Genomic DNA, 20,713 nt, shown 5'->3' with positions numbered 1-20,713 from the left:
ATGCAAGCTCTGCGCACCGCCGCGACCGGCATGTCGGCCCAACAGCTGAACGTCGAAGTCATCTCGAACAACATCGCCAACATGAACACCGTCGGCTTCAAGCGCCAACGGGCCGAGTTCCAGGACCTGCTGTACCAGACGATCGAGCGCGCCGGCGCCCAGTCGTCGAGCGACGGCAACGTGGTCCCGACCGGCGTTCAGGTCGGCGGCGGCGTCAAGGCCGGCTCGGTGTACCGCATCACCGAGCAGGGCACGCCGACCATGACCAACAACCCGCTGGACGTGGCCATCCAGGGCAAGGGCTACCTGCAGATCCTGCTGCCCTCGGGCGAGACCGCCTACACCCGCGCCGGCAACTTCTCGACCAACGACCAGGGCCAGATCGTCACCGAGGACGGCTATCTCGTCCAGCCGGGCATCACCCTGCCCGAGAACACCACCGGCATCACCATCGGCAAGACCGGCCTGGTGCAGGTCAACCTCGACGGCCAGACCGACCCGCAGACGGTCGGCCAGATCGAGCTGGCCAACTTCATGAACGAAGGCGGCCTCGAGGCCATCGGCGACAACCTCTATCTGGAGACCGGCGCGTCCGGCGCGGCCAACATCGCCGCCCCCGGCCAGCCCGGCTTCGGCACCCTGCTGCAGAACTACACCGAAGCCTCGAACGTCGACGCCGTCAGCGAAATCACCTCGCTGATCGTCGCCCAGCGCGCCTACGAGATGAACTCCAAGGTCATCACCACGGCCGACCAGATGCTCCAGGCCACCTCGAACCTGCGGTCGTAAGCTCATGAAAAGCCTGCTCCTCGCCGCCGCCGCCCTGCTGATCGCCGCCCCGGCCGCCTTCGCCGGCCAGCCCGTCAGCCTGCGCCAGGACACCACCGACGCCGACGGCGTCATCACGCTGGGCGAACTCTTCGACGGCGCCGGCTCGGCCGGTTCGGTCGTCGTGGGCCGCCGCCTTGGTCCCAGCGCCGTGCTCGACGCCGCCCAGGTGCAGATGACCGCCCGCCGCGCGGGGCTCGAGTGGGCCAACCCGCAGGGCCTGCGCCGCATCATCATCCGCCAGGGCGCCGAAGGCGGCGGCCAGCTGGCGGGCGCTTCCGCCTCCGCTCCGCGCGGCAACGTGGAGGTTCTTGCCTACGCCCGCAGCCTGGCCGCCGGCGAGACCGTGCAGCCGCAGGACCTGGTGTGGATCAAGGTCGCCTCGGCGCCCTTCGACGCCCCGTCCGACGCCGACGCCATGATCGGCATGACCACCAAGCGCCCGCTGCGCGAGGGTTCCGCCGCCTCGATGCGCGACGTCGCCGCCGCCCAGGTCATCGCCAAGGGCGATGTTGTCGCAGTCACCTACGACTACGCCGGCGTGGCCCTCACCTTGCAAGGCAAGGCCATGAGCGCCGCCGCCGTCGGAGAAGCCGTCAGCGTGCAGAACACCGCCAGCAAGAAGATCATCGAAGCGGTGGCCACCGGCCCCGGTTCGGCCGCCGTCGGCCCCGAGGCGCAAGCCCTCAAGGCCCGTTCCAATTCCGTGCGCTACGCCGCCCGATAAGAGAGCAAGAGACACCCATGCGCCCCGCCGCCTTCGTCGCCCTCGCCCTGCTCGCCCCGATCGCCGCCTGCTCGACCGTTTCCGAAGCGGTGAAGGGCCCCGAACTGGCCCCCGTCGGCTACCCCGCCTCGCTCGCCCCCATGGCCCCGACCTACGTCTCGGCCCGCGAACCGGCCCCGCAGGCCGCCTCGGCCAACTCGCTGTGGCGCGTCGGCGCCCGCGCCTTCTTCAACGACCAGCGCGCCAGCCGCGTCGGCGACATCGTCACCGTGCTGATCGAGATCGACGACAGCGTCAGCACCAACAACACCAGCAAGTCGTCGCGCACCTCGACGGGCAACGCTGGCGTCAGCAACTTCTTCGGCCTGGAATCCAGCCTGGGCAAGGTTCTGCCGGGCGGTTTCGACCCGGCCAACGCCGTGGGCACCAACTCGGCCTTCTCCAATTCGGGCGCCGGCAGCGTCAGCCGCTCGGAGAAGATCAACCTGACGGTCGCCGCGATCGTCGCCCAGGTCATGCCCAACGGCAACATGGTCATCCAGGGCACCCAGGAGGTGAAGACCAACAACGAACTGCGCCAGCTGACCGTGGCCGGCATCGTTCGTCCGGAAGACATCTCCTCGGCCAACACCATCAAGCACACCCAGATCGCCGAAGCCCGCATCAACTACGGCGGCCGCGGCGACATCAGCCGCGTGCAGAAGACCCCGGCCGGCCAGTCGCTGGTCGAGAAGTTCTCGCCGTTCTGATGATCTAGGGGCCGTTCCGGACAGGTCCGGGCCACGGCGTACACTCGGCTCTCCTCCGCCGCCTCCAGGGTGAGCGGAGGCAGACCGGCAGAAACCGCCTAGGCGGCGAGGCGTTCTCCTGACGAAGGAGATCCGCCGCCATGTCTTCCCGCCTCGTCGCCGCCGCACTGCTCGCCGCCCTCGGGCTGGCCGGCTGCGCGCACGAGCAGTCGGCAAATCCCGCCTATGCCTGGGCCTATCTCAACGAGCCCGGCGAAGGCCCGAAACTGGCCTACGGCCGCCCCTCCAGCGACGAGGTGCTGCTGATGCTGGTCTGCCCCGCGCCGGGCGGGCCGGTCGAGGTTTCGGCCAGCGGTCTGGAGGGCGGAACCATAGGGCTGGCCAGCCGCGACCGGACGTCGCACCTGGCCGCCAAGCCCGCCGAAAGCGGCGGAACCGGGAGCCTCCTGCTGGCCTCGGCGACCACGCGCGACCCCGCACTAGGCAATTTTCGCCGCACGGGCGATCTGGCGATCGTTAACGCCGGCCAGCGCCACAGCATCGCCGCCAAGGCCGACGAACGCCGCCGCGTGAAGGCGTTCTTCGAGGCGTGCGGGGCTTAGGACGAGCTTTCCTCCCGCTCTCTTCTTCCACCTCCCTCGCCACGGTGGAACGCGCTTCAAACCCCTCTCTCATGGAGAGAGGGTCCAAGGACGTGCGCTCGGGGTCGTGAACCGACATTGGTGCAGCCATCACCCGCATCCAGGGATGAGGCAGGCGACATCGGCGAGCCGGAAAAGCAAAACGCCGCGACGGCGACCGTCGCGGCGTTCGATACTCTCTACCTGAGTGCGGAGGCTAAGCCCGCCGCCCCGCGGCGCTGACATTGTCCATGCCCAGCGCCGACAGCGCCCCGCGCAGGATGCCTTCCGCGTCCAGACCCGCCTCGGCGTACATCAGGTCGGGCTTGTCCTGGTCCTGGAACACGTCGGGCAGGCCCAGGGTGCGGATCTTCAGGCCGCGATCCAGGGCGCCGTGCTGGGCCAGGGCCTGGAGCACAAAGGCGCCGAAGCCGCCCATGGCGCCCTCTTCCACCGTGACGATGGCCTCGTGCTCGCGCGCCAGGCGCAGCAGCAGGTCAAGGTCCAGCGGCTTGGCGAAGCGGGCGTCGCAGACCGTGGCCGACAGGCCGCGCGCGGCCAGCAGGTCGGCGGCCTTCAGGCTTTCCGAAAGGCGCGTGCCGAACGAGACGATGGCGACGCTGGTCCCCTCGCGCACGATGCGGCCCTTGCCGATCTCGAGAGGATCGGCCGGACCGGCCGGCAGTTCGACGCCCACGCCCTCGCCGCGCGGATAGCGGAAGGCGCTGGGGCGGTCGTCGATCTCCACCGCGGTGGCGACCATGCGGGCCAGTTCCAGCTCGTCGGCGGCGGCCATCAGCACCATGCCGGGCAGAGCCCCCATGAAGCCGATGTCGAAGGATCCGGCGTGCGTGGGACCGTCGGCGCCGACCAGGCCGGCGCGGTCCATGGCGAAGCGCACCGGCAGGCGCTGGATGGCCACGTCGTGGACCACCTGGTCGTAGCCGCGCTGCAGGAAGGTCGAATAGATCGCCGCGAACGGCTTCATGCCGTCGGCGGCCAGGCCCGCGGCGAAGGTCACCGCGTGCTGCTCGGCGATGCCGACGTCGAAGGTGCGGGTCGGATAGGCCTTTTCGAAGATGTCGAGGCCCGTGCCCGAGGGCATGGCGGCGGTGATGGCGACGATCTTGCCGTCCTTGGCCGCCTGCTTGACCAGTTCCTGGGCGAACACCTTCGTGTAGCTGGGCGGGCCGGCGGCCGCCTTCTGCTGCTGGCCGGTGACGACGTCGAACTTGGCCACGGCGTGCAGCTTGTCGGCCGCGCCCTCGGCCGGGGCGTAGCCCTTGCCCTTCTGGGTGACGACGTGGACGAGGACGGGCTTTTCCTTGAACTCCCGGGCGTTCTTCAGCACCGAGACCAGGGCGTCCATGTCGTGGCCGTCGATCGGGCCGACATAGTGGAAGCCCAGCTCCTCGAAGAAGGTGCCGCCGGTGACCATGCCGCGGGCGTATTCCTCGGCCTTGCGGGCCGCATCGCGGATCGGGGTCGGCAGCTTCTCGACCACCGTCTTGCCCAGCTTGCGCGCCTTGCGATAGGCGCCGCCCGAGACGAGGTTGGCCAGATAGGCGCTCATGCCGCCCACCGGCGGGGCGATCGACATGTCGTTGTCGTTGAGGATGACCGTCAGCTGGCGCGTGGCGTCGGTGGCCGCGTTCATCGCCTCATAGGCCATGCCCGCGCCCAGCGAGCCGTCGCCGATCACGGCCACGACGGCGTTGTCCTCGCCCTTGGCGTCGCGCGCGGCGCAGAAGCCCAGCGCCGCCGAGATCGAGGTGGCCGCGTGGGCCGCGCCGAACGGGTCGAATTCGCTCTCGGCCCGCTTGGTGAAGCCCGACAGGCCCCCGCCCTGGCGCAGCGTCTTGATGCGGTCGCGGCGGCCGGTGAGGATCTTGTGCGGATAGGCCTGGTGGCCGACGTCCCAGATCAGGATGTCCCTGGGCGTCTCGTAGACGTGGTGCAGGGCCACGGTCAGCTCGACCACGCCCAGGCCCGCGCCCAGGTGGCCGCCGGTGACGGAGACCGCGTCGATCATCTCGGCGCGCACCTCCTGCGCCAGCTGTTTGAGCTCGGCGATCGACAACCCGCGCGTTTGGGCGGGCGAGGAAACGGTGTCGAGAAGAGGAGTTTGCGTCGGCATGTCTGTAAAGAGCGCGGTCAGTTGCGGCGGTCCAGCACGAAATCAACGCTTTCGCGCAGATGATCGGCCCTGTCGCCAAAGATATCGAGGTGAGCCTTGGTCTGCGCGGCCAGAAGCTCCACGCGCTCCTTGGCGGCGTCCAGGCCCAGAAGGGTGACGTAGTTGGCCTTGCCCTTGGCGGCGTCCTTGCCGGCGGCCTTGCCTAGGGTGGCTTCGTCGCCCTCGGCGTCGAGGATGTCGTCGACGATCTGGTAGGCCAGCCCCAGGTCCTGGGCGAAGCCCATCAGCGCGGCGCGCTCGGCTTCCTTGGCCCGGCCGATGATCAGCGGGATCTCGAAGGCGAAGGCGATCAGGGCGCCGGTCTTCAGGCGCTGCATCCGCGCCACCGCGCCCAGGTCGTCGCGGACGCCCAGGAGGTCGATCATCTGGCCGCCGCACATGCCGCGCGCGCCCGAGGCGATCGCCAGCTTGCGCACCAGCTCCGAACGGACGTGGCCGTCGTCGTGGGTGTCGGGGTGGGCCATGATCTCGAAGGCCGCCGTCTGCAGCGAGTCGCCGGCCAGGATGGCCGTGGCCTCGTCGTACTGCACGTGCACGGTGGGACGGCCGCGACGCATGTCGTCGTCGTCCATGGCCGGCAGGTCGTCATGCACCAGGCTGTAGGCGTGGATGCATTCCAGCGCGCAGGCCGCGCGCAGCACCGGCCGCTCGGGCAGGTCGAACATCTTGCCGGTTTCCAGCGCGAAGAACGGCCGCAGGCGCTTGCCCGGACCCAGCGCCGCATAGCGCATGGCCTCGGTCAGGCGGCTTTCGGGCCCGTCGGCGCGCGGCAGCAGCTCGTCGAGCGCCACGGTGACGATATCGGCCGCCTGGGCGATGCGCTTGCCAAGGTCGCTCAAAACAGCTTTCCCCCGTTGGGCGCCGCGCGATCCACCGTCACGAGGACGACTTCGCCCTCGTCGTCGGGAAAGCCCAGGCACAGGACCTCCGACATGAACGGGCCGATCTGACGCGGCTTGAAATTCACCACCGCCGCCACCCGGCGTCCGACCAGCTGGTCGGTCGTGTAGTGGCGGGTAACCTGGGCCGACGAACGCTTTACGCCGAACGCCGGTCCGAAATCGATCGCCAGCTTGTAGGCCGGCTTGCGGGCCTCGGGAAAGGCCTCGGCCGAAACGATCGTGCCGACTCGGATGTCCACGCGCTCGAACTCCTCGAACGCGATCGTCGGCGACAGTTTCGGCGAGGCCTGGCCCATCAGGAGAACTCGGCCGGCTCGACGCCCGCGGCGCCGCCCTGGCCCAGGACGATCTTCTCGACCTTCAGGCGCGCGGCCTCGAGCTTCTTTTCGCAGTGCGCCTTCAGGGCCGCCCCGCGCTCGTAGATGTCGATGGAGCGTTCCAGCGGCGCCTGGCCCGATTCCAGTTCGGACACGATCTTCTCAAGCTCGGCCAGGGCCTGTTCGAAGCTCAGGGCCGAGAGGTCGTGCACGGGAGAAGCGGCGTCGGTCATTTCTACTCCAAGGAGAAGCTGGCACCCTAGTTGGCGTGGGGCCGGCGGGCAACGGCTGTGAAAGGTCAGGCGCGCTCGAAGCGCTTGACGCACCAGTACTGGAAGCCCTGGTCGAGCGTCTTCTTCAGGCCCCGCGCCTGCAGGGCGTTGCCGATCATCACGTTGAAGAAGCCGTGGGCCACCAGCAGCACGTCGCGGCCGTCCTGCGACAGGGCGATCAGCGCGTCGGCGGCCGCTTCGGCGCGGGCCTCGGCCTGCTTGCGGCTTTCCTGGCCCATGTGATGGTCGAAGAACCACCACCAGAAGCGGGCGAAGAAGCCCCACTTCTTGGGCGACAGCTTGATCCAGCTGGGCCACGGCGGCGGCGGCAGCGGCGCCTCGATGAACATCGGGTCGCGCGGGAAGTCGCGGCCGCCGGCCACGGCCTGGGCGGTCTCGATCGAGCGCCGGCGAGTCGAGGAGACGATCACCTCCGAGCGCTGGGCGATCTCCAGCAGGCAGTCGGGCGGGGTCTGGCCGGGCAGCAGGCCGCCCTCCTCGTAGCGCCCCCACCAGTCGCCATAGGTCCTGGCGTCGAAGCGCACCTTGCGCGACAGCGCCGGTTCGCCATGGCGGGCCAGGACGATGGCCCCGGGCGGGCGGACCACGCTCGAGGCGGTCTGGTCGGCGGTCGGTGCGTCGGCCATTTTCCTCGACGACCCGGCGGCCGCTGACGCGGAACCGGGTCTCATCCTTCCTGAAGCGCTCTGACATGCGCCTTCGCCGAACGGCCGAGCGCTTCGAGGTCGTACCCGCCCTCGAGCGAGGAGACAATACGCCCTCTGGCCCGATGGTCGGCCACCGACACGATCGCCCTTGTGGCCCAGGCGAAGTCTTCGCTGCGAAGGCTTTGCGAGGCCAGGGGATCGCGCTCGTGGGCGTCGAATCCGGCCGAGACGAGGATCAGGTCCGGCGCGAACCCGTCGACTCGCTCCATCAATCCCTCGAACGCCCGCCGCCAGGATTCGCGCGGCGCGCCCGGCGCCAGCGTGGCGTTGACGATGTTGCCCACGCCCGTCTCCGAGGAATCGCCGGTGCCGGGGTAGAGCGGCGACTGGTGGATCGAGGCCACCATCACCGTCGGGTCGTGCTCGAACGCCGCCTGGCTGCCGTTGCCGTGATGGACGTCGAAATCGACAATGGCGACGCGGGCCAGGCCGCTGGCCTGGGCCACGCGCGCCGCCACGGCCACGTTGGAGAACACGCAAAAGCCCATGGCGATGGCCGGCTCGGCGTGATGGCCCGGCGGCCGCACCGCGCAGAAGGCCCGCCGGCCCTCGCCCGCCGCCACCTGCCGCACGGCGGCGGTCACCGCTCCCGCGGCGCGTCGGGCCGCGATCAGGCTGCCCGTCGACAGCACCGTGTCGGGATCCAGCGCATGGATCCCCGCATGCGGCGCGGCGGCGAAGATCGAATCGACGAAGGCCGCCGGATGCACGCGGGCGAGGTCAGCCGGATCGACCAGCGGCGCCTCGAAGGCCTCGAGATCCAGGCCCGCCTCGTCCTCCAGCGCGTCGATCACCGCCTTCAGCCGCGCGGGGCTTTCCACATGACCGGGCCCCGGCCGGTGGTCGAGCATGTCGGCATGGGTGAACAGCGAGACGGCCATGGACGAGGTTATGCCGGATGGATGGCGGCCGCCAAGCGGGGCTGGAGGAGCCTAGCTGCGCTGCTCTCTCCCTTCCCCCTTGATGGGGGAAGGGTCGGGGATGGGGGGTGGCTGCTGAATTGGCGACGGCGCAGCGTTTGACGCCGCATCACCCCCACCCCTGCCCCTCCCCCATCAAGGGGGAGGGATCGCGGAAAACGTCGCCCGCTTGGCCGACATCAAATTCGCTTGCCCCCTAAACCCCCGCCTTCGCCGCCGGGCGGGCGTTCATCTCGTCCAGCCAGCGCTTCACGTTCGCCAGTTCCGGATCCGGCCGGAACCGCGCCATCCGCGCGAAGTCGATGCCCGTCACGGCCAGGATGTCGGCGATGGTCACCCGGTCGCCGGCGATGAACGGACTCTCCGCCAGGCGCCTGTCCAGCACCCTGATCCCCTTCTCGGCGGCGGCGCGGTTGCTGGCGGCCACCTCGGGGATCTGGGTCTCGATCGCCGCCAGGGCCGGATGGCTGTGGCGCACGGTCAGCATCAGCGGCGTGGCCACCAGCATCTCGGCGCGCCTGGCCCACATCTCGACGATTGCGACCTCGCGCGGATCACGGCCGAACAGGTTGGGCTCGGGATAGACGCTTTCGAGGTAGCGGCAGATGGCCACCGACTCGGTGATCGTGGTCCCGTCGTCCATCTCCAGGGCGGGCACGTTGGGCAGGCCCGCCCTGGCCATGTAGTCGGGCGTGCGGTGCTGGCCGGCGAAGATGTCGACCTCGACGATCTCGACGTCCTCGATCCCCTTCTCGGCCATGAACCACCGCACCCGCCGGGGATTGGGCGCACGCCGGCTGTCATAGAGCTTCATTCTGATAGTCCTCCCGCGCCCAACAAAGCCCTTCCCCCTTGATGGGGGAAGGGTTGGGATGGGGGTGACGCAGCGTCAGACGATTAATTTCCGAATTTCCGCCGCCACACGCCCGGCGACCTCGTCGGGATTTCCGAACGCCTCGGCGTCACGCACGCGCATGACACGATAGCCCTGACTCGCCAGCCAGCCGTCGCGCTTGGCGTCGTAAAGTTGCTGCTCGGGAAGATCGTGTCCGCCGCCGTCGACCTCGATCACGAGGCGAGATCCGTGGTGGACGAAGTCAGCCACATAGCGGCCGATCGGCGCCTGGCGGCGGATGTGGAGATGAGCGCTCTAAGCGCCTTCCACAGGTTCCGCTCGCCGGCGGTCATGTCCGCCGAAGGCGGCGGGCGCGGCCGACGGCGCCGGGGGCGTGCGTCGGCCTTGGTGTTCGTTCTGACACGCCGTGTCACCCCCATCCCCACCCCCTCCCCCATCAAGGGGGAAGGGAGAGGTGGAGGCAACGGCCCCTACAACCCGAACAGCACCCGCGGCATCAGGCCGATCAGCGAGCCGGTCAGGCAGGTGGCCAGGAAGCCGGCCATCATCGCCTTCCACACCAGGCTCAGCACTTCCTGGCGGCGCTGGGGCACCAGCACCGAGAAGCCGGCGACGTTCATGCCCACCGAGCCGATGTTGGCGAAGCCGCACAGCGCATAGGTCATGATCATCCGCGAGCGTTCGTCGAGGCTGGCCGCGCCGGTCTTGGCCATCTGGATGAAGGCGGTGAACTCGGTGAGGATCAGCTTGGTGCCCAGCAGGCCGCCGGCGCTGCCGGCTTCCTTCCAGGGGATGCCCATCGACCAGGCCAGGGGCGAGAACACCACGCCCAGGCCGCGCGTCAGGCTCAGCGGCTGGCCGCCGACGGCCGGCAGCATGGCCAGGAACTTGTCGAGCATGGTGGCCAGGGCCACGAAGACGATCAGGGTCGCGCCGACGTTCAGCGCGATCTGCAGGCCGTCGGTGGTGCCCTTCATCACGGCGTCGATCGAGCTGCCGTAGGTCTTGTCCTCGGCGGCCAGGTCCAGGTCGCCGCCCTTTTCCAGCGGATCCGACGGCACCACGATGCGCGCCAGCAGCACGCCGGCCGGGGCCGAGATGATCGAGGCGGTCAGCACGTGGGCGGCGGCGTTGGGCAGGACGTCGGCCAGGATGGTGGCGTAGGCCACCATGGTCGAGCCGGACACGCAGGCCATGCCGACCGTGATCAGCATGAAGAGTTCCGAGCGCGACAGCTTGTCGAGATAGGCGCGGATGAAGATCGGGCCTTCGATCTGGCCCATGAAGATGGTGGCGGCGGTGGCCAGGGCCGGCGGGCCGCGCAGGCCCAGGGTCTTCTGGAACACGAAGCCGAAGCCTTGGGCGGCCCACTTCAGAATCTTCCAGTGCCACAGCAGCGCCGACAGGGCGCAGACCACCAGGATCACCGGCATCACGCGGAAGGCGAAGATGAAGCCCGCGCCCGGATTGCTGACCGGATAGGGCTGGTCGCCGCCGGCCAGGAAACCGAACACGAAGGCCGTGCCGGCCTGGGTGGAGGCGCCCAGGCCCTCGACCGCGCCGTTGACGCCGCGCAGCATCTGCTGGGCCTGAGGCAGGCCGAACAGCAGGACGACCAGGCCGACCTGGATGATCAGGGCGCCGATGGCCAGCACCCACGGGAAGCGCTTGCGGTTTTCGGAGACGAGCCAGCAAAGGCCCAGGGTGAGCGCCAGACCCGCGAGGGCCTGAACGTTCTCAGGACGGAAAAGCAAGACGGCAGAACCTTGAATTGTGAAGCGACGCCCCCGCGACGCCGACCAAGGGGCCAGTTTGTCCAACACAAGCGCGCCCGGCGCAAGCGGCTTGCTTAACCTTCGGCGTCGGGGCGGCCGGCGCCTGCTAGGCGAACAATCCTGGGTCGAAGCCAGGTCACTCTCCCTTCCCCCTCGATGGGGGAAGGGTCGGGGATGGGGGTGAAGCGGCGCCGGCAAGGTCAACCGGCCGAGGCCGTGTCCACCCCCACCCACCCCTCCCCCATCGAGGGGGAGGGCTTAAGCGACTAGGCCGCGATGCTCACCGACGAGGCCGCGCTGACGCCCTCCCCGCTGGCGGCGCTGCTGGTGGCCGCATCGGCCAGCTGTTGCAGCAGCTTCTGCATCATCTCCGAGGCCAGGGACGAGCTCGACAGCGTGCTGGCCAGGGTCGAGGCGCTGTCTGAGCCGTCCGAAGCCTGTTTCAGCAGGTCGCCGAACTCCTGGCCCGACAGGCCGCCGTCGCCGTCCGCATCCGCCGCCGAGATCAGGTCGGCAGCGGCGGTGGCCGCATCGGCGCTGTCGGTATTGGCCGCGGCCAGTTCGGCGGCCGAGACCGTGCCGTCCTGGTTGGTGTCGAGACTGTCGAACACCTGGCTGACGCCGCCGCCTCCACCAGCGCCGCCGGCGCCGCCTTCACCACCGCCCGACGGCGGAGGTCCGGGCGGCGGACCGCCGGGTCCGCCTGAAGCCTGGGCCAGGGCCGCGAACTCGCCGCCCGTCAGCACGCCGTCGCCATCGCTGTCGCCGTCGGAGATCAGGCTGCTGACCGCCGAGGAGATGTCGTCGGACTCGCCCAGCGCATTGGTCAGGGCCGTGGTCAGCTCGTCGGTCGACAGCGCGCCGTCGGCGTCGGTGTCGAGGCTCTCGAAGATCGCCTGCCCGCCGCCCATGCCCCCCATCTGACTCATGCCGCCCATCTGGCCGCCTTCCTGCATGGAAAGCAGCGAGCCGAGGGTTTCAGAGCTGAAATTCTCGCCGCTGGAGCCTTGCGAGCTCATCGGCGGCGGAGGCGGTGGCGGCGGCTCGCCGCTGCCGACCTGCATTTGTTGCCCAGCGGACGCGCCGCTGGAAGACGACGCGGCGCTGGCCGCCGACGTCGTCGAGGAGCCGCGCATCGACTGCAGCAACTGCTGCATGATCGAGGTGCTGCTCAGGCTGGAAACGCTCAAGGCGATGTCTCCTGGAACCGGTGATGCGCGCTATGGCGCGGGCGTTACGCGCGCCCTTGCCCTGGGCGCGTTCCGGATCCAGCGAAAAACATTCCACATTTCGGCAGGTTACGGCGTTGAAATGCGAGCTTCTCCAGTCCTTCTCCGCGCCGGCTCCCCATCAACGAAAAGCGCCGCGACAGCGGTTCAGCTGTCGCGGCGCTCTTTCAAGGTCCCCAGAGATGGGATCAGGCCGTCACTTCCCGGCCAGTTCCTTCACCAGCGCGTCGCGGCCATAGACCTTGGTCAGGGCCTCGGTGATGGCCGCGGTCGAGACCACGACGGTGCGGTTGATCGCGCCGTCATAGCCGAAGGCGCCGCCCAGCGAGTGGATGTTGCCGTCGAAGGCGGCCCCGATCACCCGGCCCTTGGCGTCGATCACCGGCGAACCGGAGTTGCCGCCGATGATGTCGTTGGTGGTGACGTAGTCGTAGACCGTCTTCTGGTTCAGCTTGTCCTTGGCGGCGATCCAGCGCGGAGCGGCCTCGAAGGGCTCGGCGCCGGTGACGCGGTCGTAGAAGCCTGCGAAGTCGGTGAACGGGGTGATCGTGCGGCCGCGATGGGTCCAGCCGGCGACCTTGCCGTACGACAGGCGCAAGGAGAACGTGGCGTCCGGATAGACGGTGTCGCCCAGCACCGCGAAGCGGGCCTTCGCGATGCGCTCGGCCGCGGCGTCGGTCGGAGCGGTGACGCTGGCCTCATAGGCCTTGCGCACGTCGCGGCCCGCGCCTTCGGTCTTCAGCACGAACTGGATCATCGGATCGTCCGAGCCCTGGATGGCGGCCAGCCCCCCGTCCCACAGCGCCTTGCGCACGGCCGGGTCGGCCAGCTTGCTGCCGGCGACCAGGCGGGCCGAAAGGCCTTCGGGGCTTTCCTTGCCCAGCAGCAGCTTCACGGCCGGCGCGTCGGCCGTCAGGTATTCGCGGGTCTTCAGCAGCCAGTGCTCGAGATAGATGCGCTCCAGCGGCGCATCGACCGGACGCACGTCAAGCAGGCGCTTCTCCACCAGCGGCAGGCGGGTGTCGCCGTATTCCGGCAGGCGCTCGGCCGCCGGCTTGGCGCGCTCCTGGGCGCCGCGCACCAGGGTGCGGGCGTAGCCGTAGAGGTCCGAGCCGCCGCCGGCCGAGGTCTCCAGCTGGCGCATCGGCACGAACTGGTCGGCCAGGGCGGCTTGGGCCTTGTCGATCTCGCCCCACGGGTCGCCGATCTCGGCGGCCAGCTTCGGATCGGCGGCGACCTTGGCCTTCAGGTCGGTCTCGGCCGCGCGCTTGGCGTCCATGAACTTCTTGTCGCTCAGCACGAACTGCTGGCCGAAGAACACCTTGTAACTGTTCTCGACGCCGGCCAGCGGCTGGTTGGCGATGCGCTTGTTCTCTTCGGACTGCTCGCCGAACTGGATCAGGCGACCGCGCATTTCCGAGCGCTGCAATTGGCCCACCGGGATGATCAGGTCGCGGTTGGTCTCCAGCTGCGAGACCGTCAGCTGGCGCTGGGTGGTGCCCGGGTTGCCGGCCACGAAGGTCGGCTCGCCCTCGACCGGGGCGGTCGCGCGCCAGGTCAGGTGGTTGGGCGTATTGGCCGGCTTGCCGTCCTCGTACAGGCGCAGGAAGGCGCTATCGAGGTTGAAGCGCGGGAAGTTGAAGTTGTCCGGATCGCCGCCGAAGAAGGCCGTGGCGTACTCCGGCGCGAACACCAGGCGCACGTCGGCGTAGCGGCGATACTTGTAAACCTTGTACTGGCCGCCGCGGTAGAAGCTGATGGTCTGGCAGCGCAGGGTCTTGTCCTGGCCGCAGGCGGCCAGCTCGGCGGTGGCGAAGGATGCGTCGCGCGCCTTGACGAAGTCCTGGCCGGTCTTGCCCGCGCCGGCGGCCTTCACCTGGTCGGTGACGTCGGTGATCGACAGCAGCACCTCGGCCTGCATGCCCGCGCACTTCAGTTCCTCTTCGCGCGCGCCGGTCAGGAAGCCGTCCTTGACGTAGTCCTTGCCTTCGCTCGACAGCGCCTGGGTGCAGTCGGCCACGCAGTGGTTGTTGGTCAGCACCAGGCCCTGCTTGGAGACCACCGAGGCCGAGCAGCCCGTCGTCAGGCGCACGGCCGAGGCGCGCACGGTGTCGAGCCACTTCTGGTCGATGTCGACGCCGTAGGCCTGCTTGACCTTTGCCGCGGGGAAGTTGTCGAAGGTCCACATGCCCTCGTCGGCCTGGGCCGCGCCGGCGGCGGCGAACGAGAGAACCAGGGCCGAGGCGGCCAGCGTCACAGTCTTCATGAGTCGTCCTTGCACGGCGCAGCGCCGTCGTGGCGTACAATGTAACAGCCATAGCCAAGCCAGGCCGCCAGAGCCACCCCTGTTTCGCCATCCTTGTTGCGTCGGTCTAGCGCCCGACGCAACAAACGTGCGCCTCGATCACATTCCGTCGAAGGCCCGTGTCTTACCCCGATTTAACTTGGCCTAAGCGGGTCTGCGCTGTTCTTGTGCAACCGTTGATTGGGGGAGCGTGTCGGCATGTCGCTGGCGTTGGCCACACTGTTGTACGAATGGCGGCGATATCTGGCGGCGATCATCGCGCTCGCCTTCTCGGGCCTGCTGGTGCTGGCGCAGGTCGGCATGTTCACCGGCATCGGCAAGGCGTTCACCGCCACCATCGACCGCTCGCCGGCCGACATCATGGTGCTGGGCCCCAAGGCCGAAAGCCTGATGAACGGCGGCAACGGCCTGCCGCGCCGGGTCATGGCCCAGATGTACATGCACCCCGAGGTGGTCGAGGTCGCCGATCTCGACGGCGGCGGCGGCATGTGGAGCAACGACCCGCCGCCCGGGAAGAAGCGCGTGCGCGAGTGGATCCAGACCTCGGCGGTCGACACCCGCAGCGACGCCGTAACCTGGCCGCGCGACTACAACGAGAACATCCGCGTGGCGCTGCTGGAGCCCTACTCGGTCGCGATCGACCGCACGGGGATGGCCAAGCTGGGCATCCAGAAGCTGGGCGACCGCGCCAGCATCAACGGCAAGACCGTCTACATCCGCTACATCCTCGACGGCTATCCGAACATGATGCAGCCGACCGTCGTGGTCTCGCGCGACACCCTGCGCCTGCTGGGCCAGGCCTCGACCGGCAGCCGCGTCGGCCCGCTGATGGTGCGCATCAAGGACCCGGCCCGCGCCGAGGCCGTCCGCGACCAGCTGAACGCCACCTCCGACAAGGCCTATCGCGCCTGGACCCGCGCCGAGCTGTCCGAGGCCAATGACGGCGCGATGATGAAGGAGAGCTTCATCGGCATCATGCTGGGCTTCTCGGTCTTCCTGGGCCTGCTGATCGGCGTCGGCATCACCTCCCAGACCCTGCGCGGCGCGATCCTGGCCAACATCAAGGAGTTCGCCTCCCTGCGGGCCCTGGGCGTGTCGATGGGTTCGCTGCGGATGATCGTCATCGAGCTGGGCTTCTGGACCGGCGTCGCGGGCCTGGCGGCCACCGCCGTGCTCGTGGGCGTGGTCGCGCAGCTGGCCAAGATGGGCGGCCTGCCGATGAGTTTCCCGATCCCCATGGTGATCGCCTCGGCCGGGTTCCTGATGCTGATCGCCATCGCCTCGGGCCTGCTGGCCCTGGGCATCCTGAAAAAGAGCCAACCGGCGGATCTGCTGCGATGAGCCAATCCCCTCACCTTCTCACCCCGGGCCAATCTTCCATGGGCAAGACGGCGATCGTCGCCAAGGGCCTGCAGAAGCGCTTCAAGACCGGCCGCACCTATATCGAGGTGCTGAAATCGGTCGACTTCGACGCCCTGCACGGCGACGTGACCATGGTCATGGGCCCGTCGGGCTCGGGCAAGTCGACCCTGGTGGCCTGCCTGTCGGGCCTGCTGCGACCCGACGAAGGCCGGGTCAAGGCCATGGACCAGGACCTGTGGTCGCTGCCGTCGGGCCGGATCGACAAGTTCCGCCTCGACAACTGCGGCTTCATCTTCCAGGGCTTCAACCTGTTCCCCGCCCTCACCGCCCTGCAGCAGGTCACCACCGTGCTGAAGTACCAGGGCTACGACGTCGCCGAGGCCCGGCGCATGGCCATGGTCGCGCTCGACGAGGTCGGCCTGGGCCACCGCGTCAACCAGCGCCCGTCCGAGCTGTCGGGCGGCGAGAAGCAGCGCGTGGCCATCGCCCGCGCCCTGGCCAAGCAGCCCCGGCTGCTGTTCGCCGACGAGCCGACCTCGGCCCTCGACGGCGAGAACGGCCAGATCGTCACCCGCCTGCTGCAGCGGGCGGCCAAGGAGCATGGAGCGGCCGTGATCTGCGTGACCCACGACCACCGCATGGAATCCTTCGCCGACCGCGTCATCCACATCGAGGACGGCCGCATCCTCGACGACCGCCGTGTCACGTCGCAGCCCGCGCCCGCCGCGGCCGACCGCCCTCTCATCGGAGCCTGAGATGCCCGCCCTGTTCCGTCGTCGCCGCTTCTGGCTGATCTCCGTCGGCGCCCTCGCCATCCTCGGCGGAGGCCTGTGGATGCAGAGCCAGGCCAAGGCCAAGAAGGTCGAGGCCGCCAAGACCGCCGCCGCCACGCCCGCCACCCCCTACGGCGCCGTCGCCGACGGCAAGGCCGATGTCGAGGGCGGCATGATCGCCGTCGCCGCCCGCCGCCAGGGCATCGTCAGCGAGGTCTACGTCCAGGAAGGCGACATGGTCCACAAGGGCCAGCCGCTGGCCAAGCAGGAGGACGACGACGTCCGCCTGGCCGCCGAGACCGCTTCGGCCAACCTCGCCCAGGCCAAGGCCCAGATCCGCGTGCTCGAGGTCCGCAAGACCACGGCCCAGCGCGAATACGCCCGCCTCCAGGCCCTGACCGCCTCGAACTTCGTGGCCGGCCAGCGCCTCGACCAGGCCCGCGACGCCATCGCCGGCGCCGACGCCGAGCTCGACGCCCAGCGCGCCCTGGTGGCCACCTTCGCGGCCCAGCTGAACCAGGCCCGCTACAATCAGGAACTGACGATCATCCGCGCGCCGGCCGACGGCCGCATCGCCCGCCGCTACGCCAATCCGGGCTCGGGCGCCTCGACCCTGAACGTCACCTCGATGTTCGACCTCGAGCCGTCCACGGCCCGCATCGTCCGCGCCGAGATCAGCGAGTCGGCCATCCCGTTCGTCACCATCGGCCAGTCGGTCGAGATCATCCCCGAGGCCGACCAGAAGAAGACCTACACCGGCAAGGTCCTGCGCCGCGCCGCCGTGTTCGGGGCCCGCAAGCTGCAGTCGGACGACCCGTCCGAGCGCACCGACGCCCGCGTGGTCGAGGTGGTGGTCAGCGCCGACGAGACCCCCTTCCTGATCGGCCAGCGCGTGCTGGTGAAGTTCATGAAGCCGGGCCAGACCGCCGGCGCCAAGCGCACCGGCCCGCAGTCGCCCGACCCGGCCAAGAGCTGATCCGCCGTGCGTGGTCCTCGTCCTTCGACAAGCTCAGGATGAGGACCATTGGCAAGCGCGGTCGCCGGAAAACCTCACCCTGAGCTTGTCGAAGGGCGAGGTTTCGCCCCTGTCTGCGGATGGCGATCCTTCTTGACGCCCCCTCTTCGCGGTCGCACAAACGCGACAAACCAAACACGCGTTTGAGGGAGACTTAACAGCATGGCGGACGACATTCGCTTCGACGGCCAGGTGGCTATCGTCACGGGCGCGGGCGGCGGGCTTGGCCGCCAGCACGCCCTGGGGCTGGCCCGTCGCGGCGCCAAGGTGGTGGTCAACGACCTGGGCGGCAGCGTCGACGGCTCGGGCGGCTCGTCCGACGCCGCCAAGGCCGTGGTGGCCGAGATCGAAGCCTTCGGCGGCCAAGCCATCGCCCACGGCGCCTCGGTGACCGACGACGCCGGCGTCGCCGACCTGGTCAAGACCACCATCGACACGTGGGGCCGCATCGACATCCTCGTCGCCAACGCCGGCATCCTGCGCGACAAGACCCTCTCCAAGATGGAGCTGGCCGACTTCGAGGCGGTGATGCAGGTCCACGTCTTCGGCACCTTCAAGCCGATCAAGGCCGTGTGGGACATCATGAAGGCCCAGAACTACGGCCGCATCGTCGTCACCACCTCGTCCTCGGGCATGTACGGCAACTTCGGCCAGTCCAACTACGGCGCGGCCAAGATGGCCGTGCTGGGCCTGATGAACACGCTGAAGCTCGAAGGCGCCAAGAACAACGTCAAGATCAACGCCATCAGCCCGGTCGCGGCCACCCGCATGACCGAGGGCCTGATGCCGCCCGAGATCCTGGCCAAGCTGAACCCCGAATACGTCACCCCCGGCGTCGTCTACCTGGTGTCGGAAGACGCCCCCACCGGCGCGATCCTCACCGCCGGCGCCGGCGTCTTCGCTCTCGCCCGTATCTTCGAGACCGAGGGCGTCTATCTGGGCGAAGGCGGCCTGTCGGCCGAGGAAGTCCGCGACAGCTGGGAGGCGATCACCGCCGAGCCGGGCCAGCAGGCCTATTTCAACGGCGGCGAGCAGGGCCAGAAGTTCTTCCGCAAACTGGCCGGCGGCTGACGCCCGCCTGCGCACATAGATCGCGGACGCCGGAACATCCGCGTCCGCGATCGCCACATTTGACGTAAATTACAAAAATCTCGACCTGCAAGAATTGCGGTGAATACAAGTCTTTACCTAAGGGAAAGCGCTTATTTTGACATAACGACGAATGAATAGAGGCCAAAATGGCGCTCTTTCTTTGACGCAGAGAACAAAATTCACCGTTACGCGAATAAATAGCAACGGTTTTTGAAAAAGTGCGTTAGAGCCGGCGGCAACCTCCAGCATCGCATGGTGTTGGTTGGACCTAACCTCCCCAAGAAGGTCTGTCAGTCACATGGCTCTCTCGCGTAAAGTCCTCGCCGCCGGCGCCGCGCTCGCCGCCCTCGCCGCCGCTTCGCAAGCCTCCGCCTCGGGCTTCTACCTGCAGGAACAATCCGCCCGCGGCGCCGGCCGCGCCTATTCGGGCGAAGTCGCCGACAGCGGCGCCGCCAGCCTGTGGTGGAACCCCGCCGCCATCGCCGGCGTCGAGCACGCCGAAGTCTACGGCGGCCTGCACGCCGTGCTGGTGAACTCCAAGGTCACCAACAACGGCTCGACCATCACCCGTCCGGTTCCGGTCACCACCCCGGTGGGCGGCACGGGCACGGCCACCGACGTCATCAACGACGGCGTGGTCCCCAACTTCGCCGGCGCCTGGCGCCTGAACGACAAGATCGTCGTCGGCCTGTCGATGGCCGCCCCCTACAACTTCACCACCGAGTACGAGGCCAACAGCTGGGCTCGCTACGACGCCATCAAGTCGCGCCTGACGACGGCCGACCTGCAGGCCACCCTGGCCTACCGCGTCAACGACAAGCTCGACCTGGGCGTGGGCATCAGCGGCGTCTACGCCGACGCCGAACTGTCGAACGCCCTGCCGAACGCCTCGCCGCTGCAAGGCGACGGCCGCCAGGAGCTGACCGGCGACGGCTGGGGCTACGGCTGGACCGTGGGCGCGCAGTTCCACGCCACCCCGGCCCTGACCTTCGGCGCCAGCTACCGTTCGAAGACCGAGCACACCCTGAAGGGCGACGTGGCGGTCTCGGGCATCCTGGCCCCGCTGCCGACCACGGCCAACCGCACCGTCGCCGGTGAGGCCACCATCACCACCCCGTGGATGGCCAGCGTCGGCGCCCGCTGGGCCGTGACCCCCAAGACCACCCTGAACGCCCAGGTCGCCCGCGTCGGCTGGAGCGAGTTCGACGCCATCCGCGTCACCTTCGCCGGCGGCGGTTCGGTCAGCGAGCAGGACTACAAGGACATCACCACCGTGGCCCTGGGCGTGGATCACCAGCTGACCCCGCGCCTGACCCTGCGTGGCGGCGTCCAGAAGGACCCGACCCCGACCCCGGACGAAGGCCGCACCGCCCGCGTTCCGGACGGCGACCGCATGCTCTACGCCGTCGGCGCCACCTGGGCCGCCAAGCCGAACCTGAACCTCGACATCGCCGCGACCTACATCTCGTTCGACGATTCCGAGATCCACCGCACCGACGCCACGGCCACCGGCTCGTCGGTGACCCTGAACGGCCTGGCCACCGGCCACGCCACGGTCCTGTCGACCGGCGTCCGCTGGACGTTCTGATCCTTCCAGGTTCGTGAACACGGAAAGGCCGCCTGGAGCGATCCAGGCGGCCTTTTCTTTTGATCCTCGCCCTCTGGGGGAGGCGGCCCGGAGGGCCGGAGGGGGGCCGTTCTCAGCTGCGGCCGCGCGGGCCAATTGCGCCCCCACTCCCCCCACCGATCGCTGACGCGATCGCCTCCCCCACAGGGGGAGGTTCCTGGTTATGGGGATAGAGCAGCGTTGATCCCCGGCGTTCGCCGAAAAGAGTTCCACGAACTCAACGCCCTACGACTTTCTCACGTCCGTCGATCAGACGCGCTCGAACCCACCGTACACTCTACCCGTCTCGCCGCATCGAAGGGGCGCACGGCCAGCGACCATGCGGCGGCGGGATGCAGTCGAGCGGGAACGAGTCCGGTCGGGAAAACCGGACGCTCGGGGACCTGGCGCTGGCCAGGCCCGCCCGCCGTCGGCTTCGT

20 protein-coding genes are annotated in these 20,713 nt (G+C 69.0%); 9 read left to right on the top strand and 11 right to left on the bottom strand.

Features of this window, described 5'->3' with window-relative positions; genetic code table 11:
* From flgG to SGCZBJ_RS00810, 4 genes are all read left to right on the top strand, one after another.
* Positions 1–789, top strand: a complete 789-nt coding sequence (gene flgG / locus SGCZBJ_RS00825; protein WP_101716146.1) for a flagellar basal-body rod protein FlgG — start codon at positions 1–3, stop codon at positions 787–789.
* Between the two features lie 4 nt (positions 790–793).
* Positions 794–1,555: a flagellar basal body P-ring formation chaperone FlgA gene (gene flgA, locus SGCZBJ_RS00820; protein WP_101716145.1), complete on the top strand. Its 762-nt coding sequence runs from the start codon at positions 794–796 to the stop codon at positions 1,553–1,555.
* Between the two features lie 17 nt (positions 1,556–1,572).
* Positions 1,573–2,304: a flagellar basal body L-ring protein FlgH gene (flgH, locus tag SGCZBJ_RS00815; RefSeq protein ID WP_101716144.1), complete on the top strand. Its 732-nt coding sequence runs from the start codon at positions 1,573–1,575 to the stop codon at positions 2,302–2,304.
* Between the two features lie 140 nt (positions 2,305–2,444).
* On the top strand, positions 2,445–2,906 hold the full coding sequence (locus SGCZBJ_RS00810; RefSeq protein ID WP_101716143.1) for a hypothetical protein: 462 nt from the start codon (positions 2,445–2,447) through the stop codon (positions 2,904–2,906).
* Positions 2,907–3,141: 235 nt separating this feature from the next.
* Here the strand turns inward: SGCZBJ_RS00810 and dxs are convergent, their stop codons facing one another.
* The 11 genes from dxs to SGCZBJ_RS00755 form a co-directional block, all read right to left on the bottom strand.
* On the bottom strand, positions 3,142–5,061 hold the full coding sequence (gene dxs, locus SGCZBJ_RS00805) for a 1-deoxy-D-xylulose-5-phosphate synthase (RefSeq protein WP_101716142.1): 1,920 nt from the start codon (positions 5,059–5,061) through the stop codon (positions 3,142–3,144).
* 17 nt (positions 5,062–5,078) lie between these two features.
* On the bottom strand, positions 5,079–5,960 hold the full coding sequence (locus tag SGCZBJ_RS00800; protein WP_101716141.1) for a polyprenyl synthetase family protein: 882 nt from the start codon (positions 5,958–5,960) through the stop codon (positions 5,079–5,081).
* The gene (locus SGCZBJ_RS00795) at positions 5,957–6,319 is read right to left on the bottom strand and encodes a tRNA-binding protein (RefSeq protein WP_101716140.1); all 363 of its coding nucleotides are present in this window, start codon (positions 6,317–6,319) and stop codon (positions 5,957–5,959) included. The genes SGCZBJ_RS00800 and SGCZBJ_RS00795 overlap by 4 nt, the downstream gene beginning before the upstream one ends.
* Positions 6,319–6,573 (bottom strand): exodeoxyribonuclease VII small subunit, encoded by a 255-nt coding sequence (locus SGCZBJ_RS00790; RefSeq protein WP_058349196.1) that lies wholly within the window; start codon positions 6,571–6,573, stop codon positions 6,319–6,321. Before SGCZBJ_RS00790 ends, SGCZBJ_RS00795 begins: the two co-directional genes overlap by 1 nt.
* A gap of 65 nt (positions 6,574–6,638) precedes the next feature.
* On the bottom strand, positions 6,639–7,259 hold the full coding sequence (locus SGCZBJ_RS00785) for a histidine phosphatase family protein (RefSeq protein WP_101716139.1): 621 nt from the start codon (positions 7,257–7,259) through the stop codon (positions 6,639–6,641).
* A 41-nt stretch (positions 7,260–7,300) separates the two neighbouring features.
* The gene (locus tag SGCZBJ_RS00780; RefSeq protein WP_101716138.1) at positions 7,301–8,221 is read right to left on the bottom strand and encodes a histone deacetylase family protein; all 921 of its coding nucleotides are present in this window, start codon (positions 8,219–8,221) and stop codon (positions 7,301–7,303) included.
* A gap of 235 nt (positions 8,222–8,456) precedes the next feature.
* Positions 8,457–9,074 (bottom strand): glutathione S-transferase family protein, encoded by a 618-nt coding sequence (locus tag SGCZBJ_RS00775; RefSeq protein WP_101716137.1) that lies wholly within the window; start codon positions 9,072–9,074, stop codon positions 8,457–8,459.
* A gap of 75 nt (positions 9,075–9,149) precedes the next feature.
* Positions 9,150–9,365 (bottom strand): endonuclease domain-containing protein, encoded by a 216-nt coding sequence (locus tag SGCZBJ_RS00770; RefSeq protein ID WP_165799206.1) that lies wholly within the window; start codon positions 9,363–9,365, stop codon positions 9,150–9,152.
* Between the two features lie 221 nt (positions 9,366–9,586).
* Positions 9,587–10,870: a NupC/NupG family nucleoside CNT transporter gene (locus tag SGCZBJ_RS00765; protein ID WP_101716135.1), complete on the bottom strand. Its 1,284-nt coding sequence runs from the start codon at positions 10,868–10,870 to the stop codon at positions 9,587–9,589.
* Positions 10,871–11,157: 287 nt separating this feature from the next.
* Positions 11,158–12,081: an EF-hand domain-containing protein gene (locus SGCZBJ_RS00760; protein ID WP_101716134.1), complete on the bottom strand. Its 924-nt coding sequence runs from the start codon at positions 12,079–12,081 to the stop codon at positions 11,158–11,160.
* Positions 12,082–12,316: 235 nt separating this feature from the next.
* Positions 12,317–14,386 (bottom strand): S46 family peptidase, encoded by a 2,070-nt coding sequence (locus SGCZBJ_RS00755; RefSeq protein ID WP_101716133.1) that lies wholly within the window; start codon positions 14,384–14,386, stop codon positions 12,317–12,319.
* A gap of 237 nt (positions 14,387–14,623) precedes the next feature.
* Between SGCZBJ_RS00755 and SGCZBJ_RS00750 the strand changes: the two genes are divergently transcribed.
* The 5 genes from SGCZBJ_RS00750 to SGCZBJ_RS00730 all read left to right on the top strand — a co-directional run bounded on the left by SGCZBJ_RS00750 (position 14,624) and on the right by SGCZBJ_RS00730 (position 20,255).
* Positions 14,624–15,766 carry an ABC transporter permease gene (locus SGCZBJ_RS00750; RefSeq protein ID WP_101716132.1) on the top strand — a complete coding sequence of 381 codons (1,143 nt, stop codon included), beginning with the start codon at positions 14,624–14,626 and terminating at the stop codon, positions 15,764–15,766.
* A 38-nt stretch (positions 15,767–15,804) separates the two neighbouring features.
* Entirely contained in the window at positions 15,805–16,542 is a 738-nt protein-coding gene (locus tag SGCZBJ_RS00745) for an ABC transporter ATP-binding protein (RefSeq protein ID WP_240621365.1), read from the top strand.
* Between the two features lies 1 nt (position 16,543).
* A complete protein-coding gene (locus SGCZBJ_RS00740) occupies positions 16,544–17,536 on the top strand; it encodes an HlyD family secretion protein (RefSeq protein WP_101716130.1) in 993 nt (330 codons plus the stop codon).
* A gap of 201 nt (positions 17,537–17,737) precedes the next feature.
* Entirely contained in the window at positions 17,738–18,646 is a 909-nt protein-coding gene (locus SGCZBJ_RS00735; RefSeq protein ID WP_101716129.1) for an SDR family NAD(P)-dependent oxidoreductase, read from the top strand.
* A 319-nt stretch (positions 18,647–18,965) separates the two neighbouring features.
* The gene (locus SGCZBJ_RS00730) at positions 18,966–20,255 is read left to right on the top strand and encodes an outer membrane protein transport protein (RefSeq protein WP_101716128.1); all 1,290 of its coding nucleotides are present in this window, start codon (positions 18,966–18,968) and stop codon (positions 20,253–20,255) included.
* The last annotated feature ends 458 nt before the right edge of the window (positions 20,256–20,713 follow it).

It is taken from the genome of Caulobacter zeae, from assembly GCF_002858925.1.
Taxonomy (GTDB): Bacteria; Pseudomonadota; Alphaproteobacteria; order Caulobacterales; family Caulobacteraceae; genus Caulobacter; species Caulobacter zeae.
Note: the sequence above shows the minus strand (reverse complement) of the source record. Positions and strands in the feature narration are given on the sequence as shown.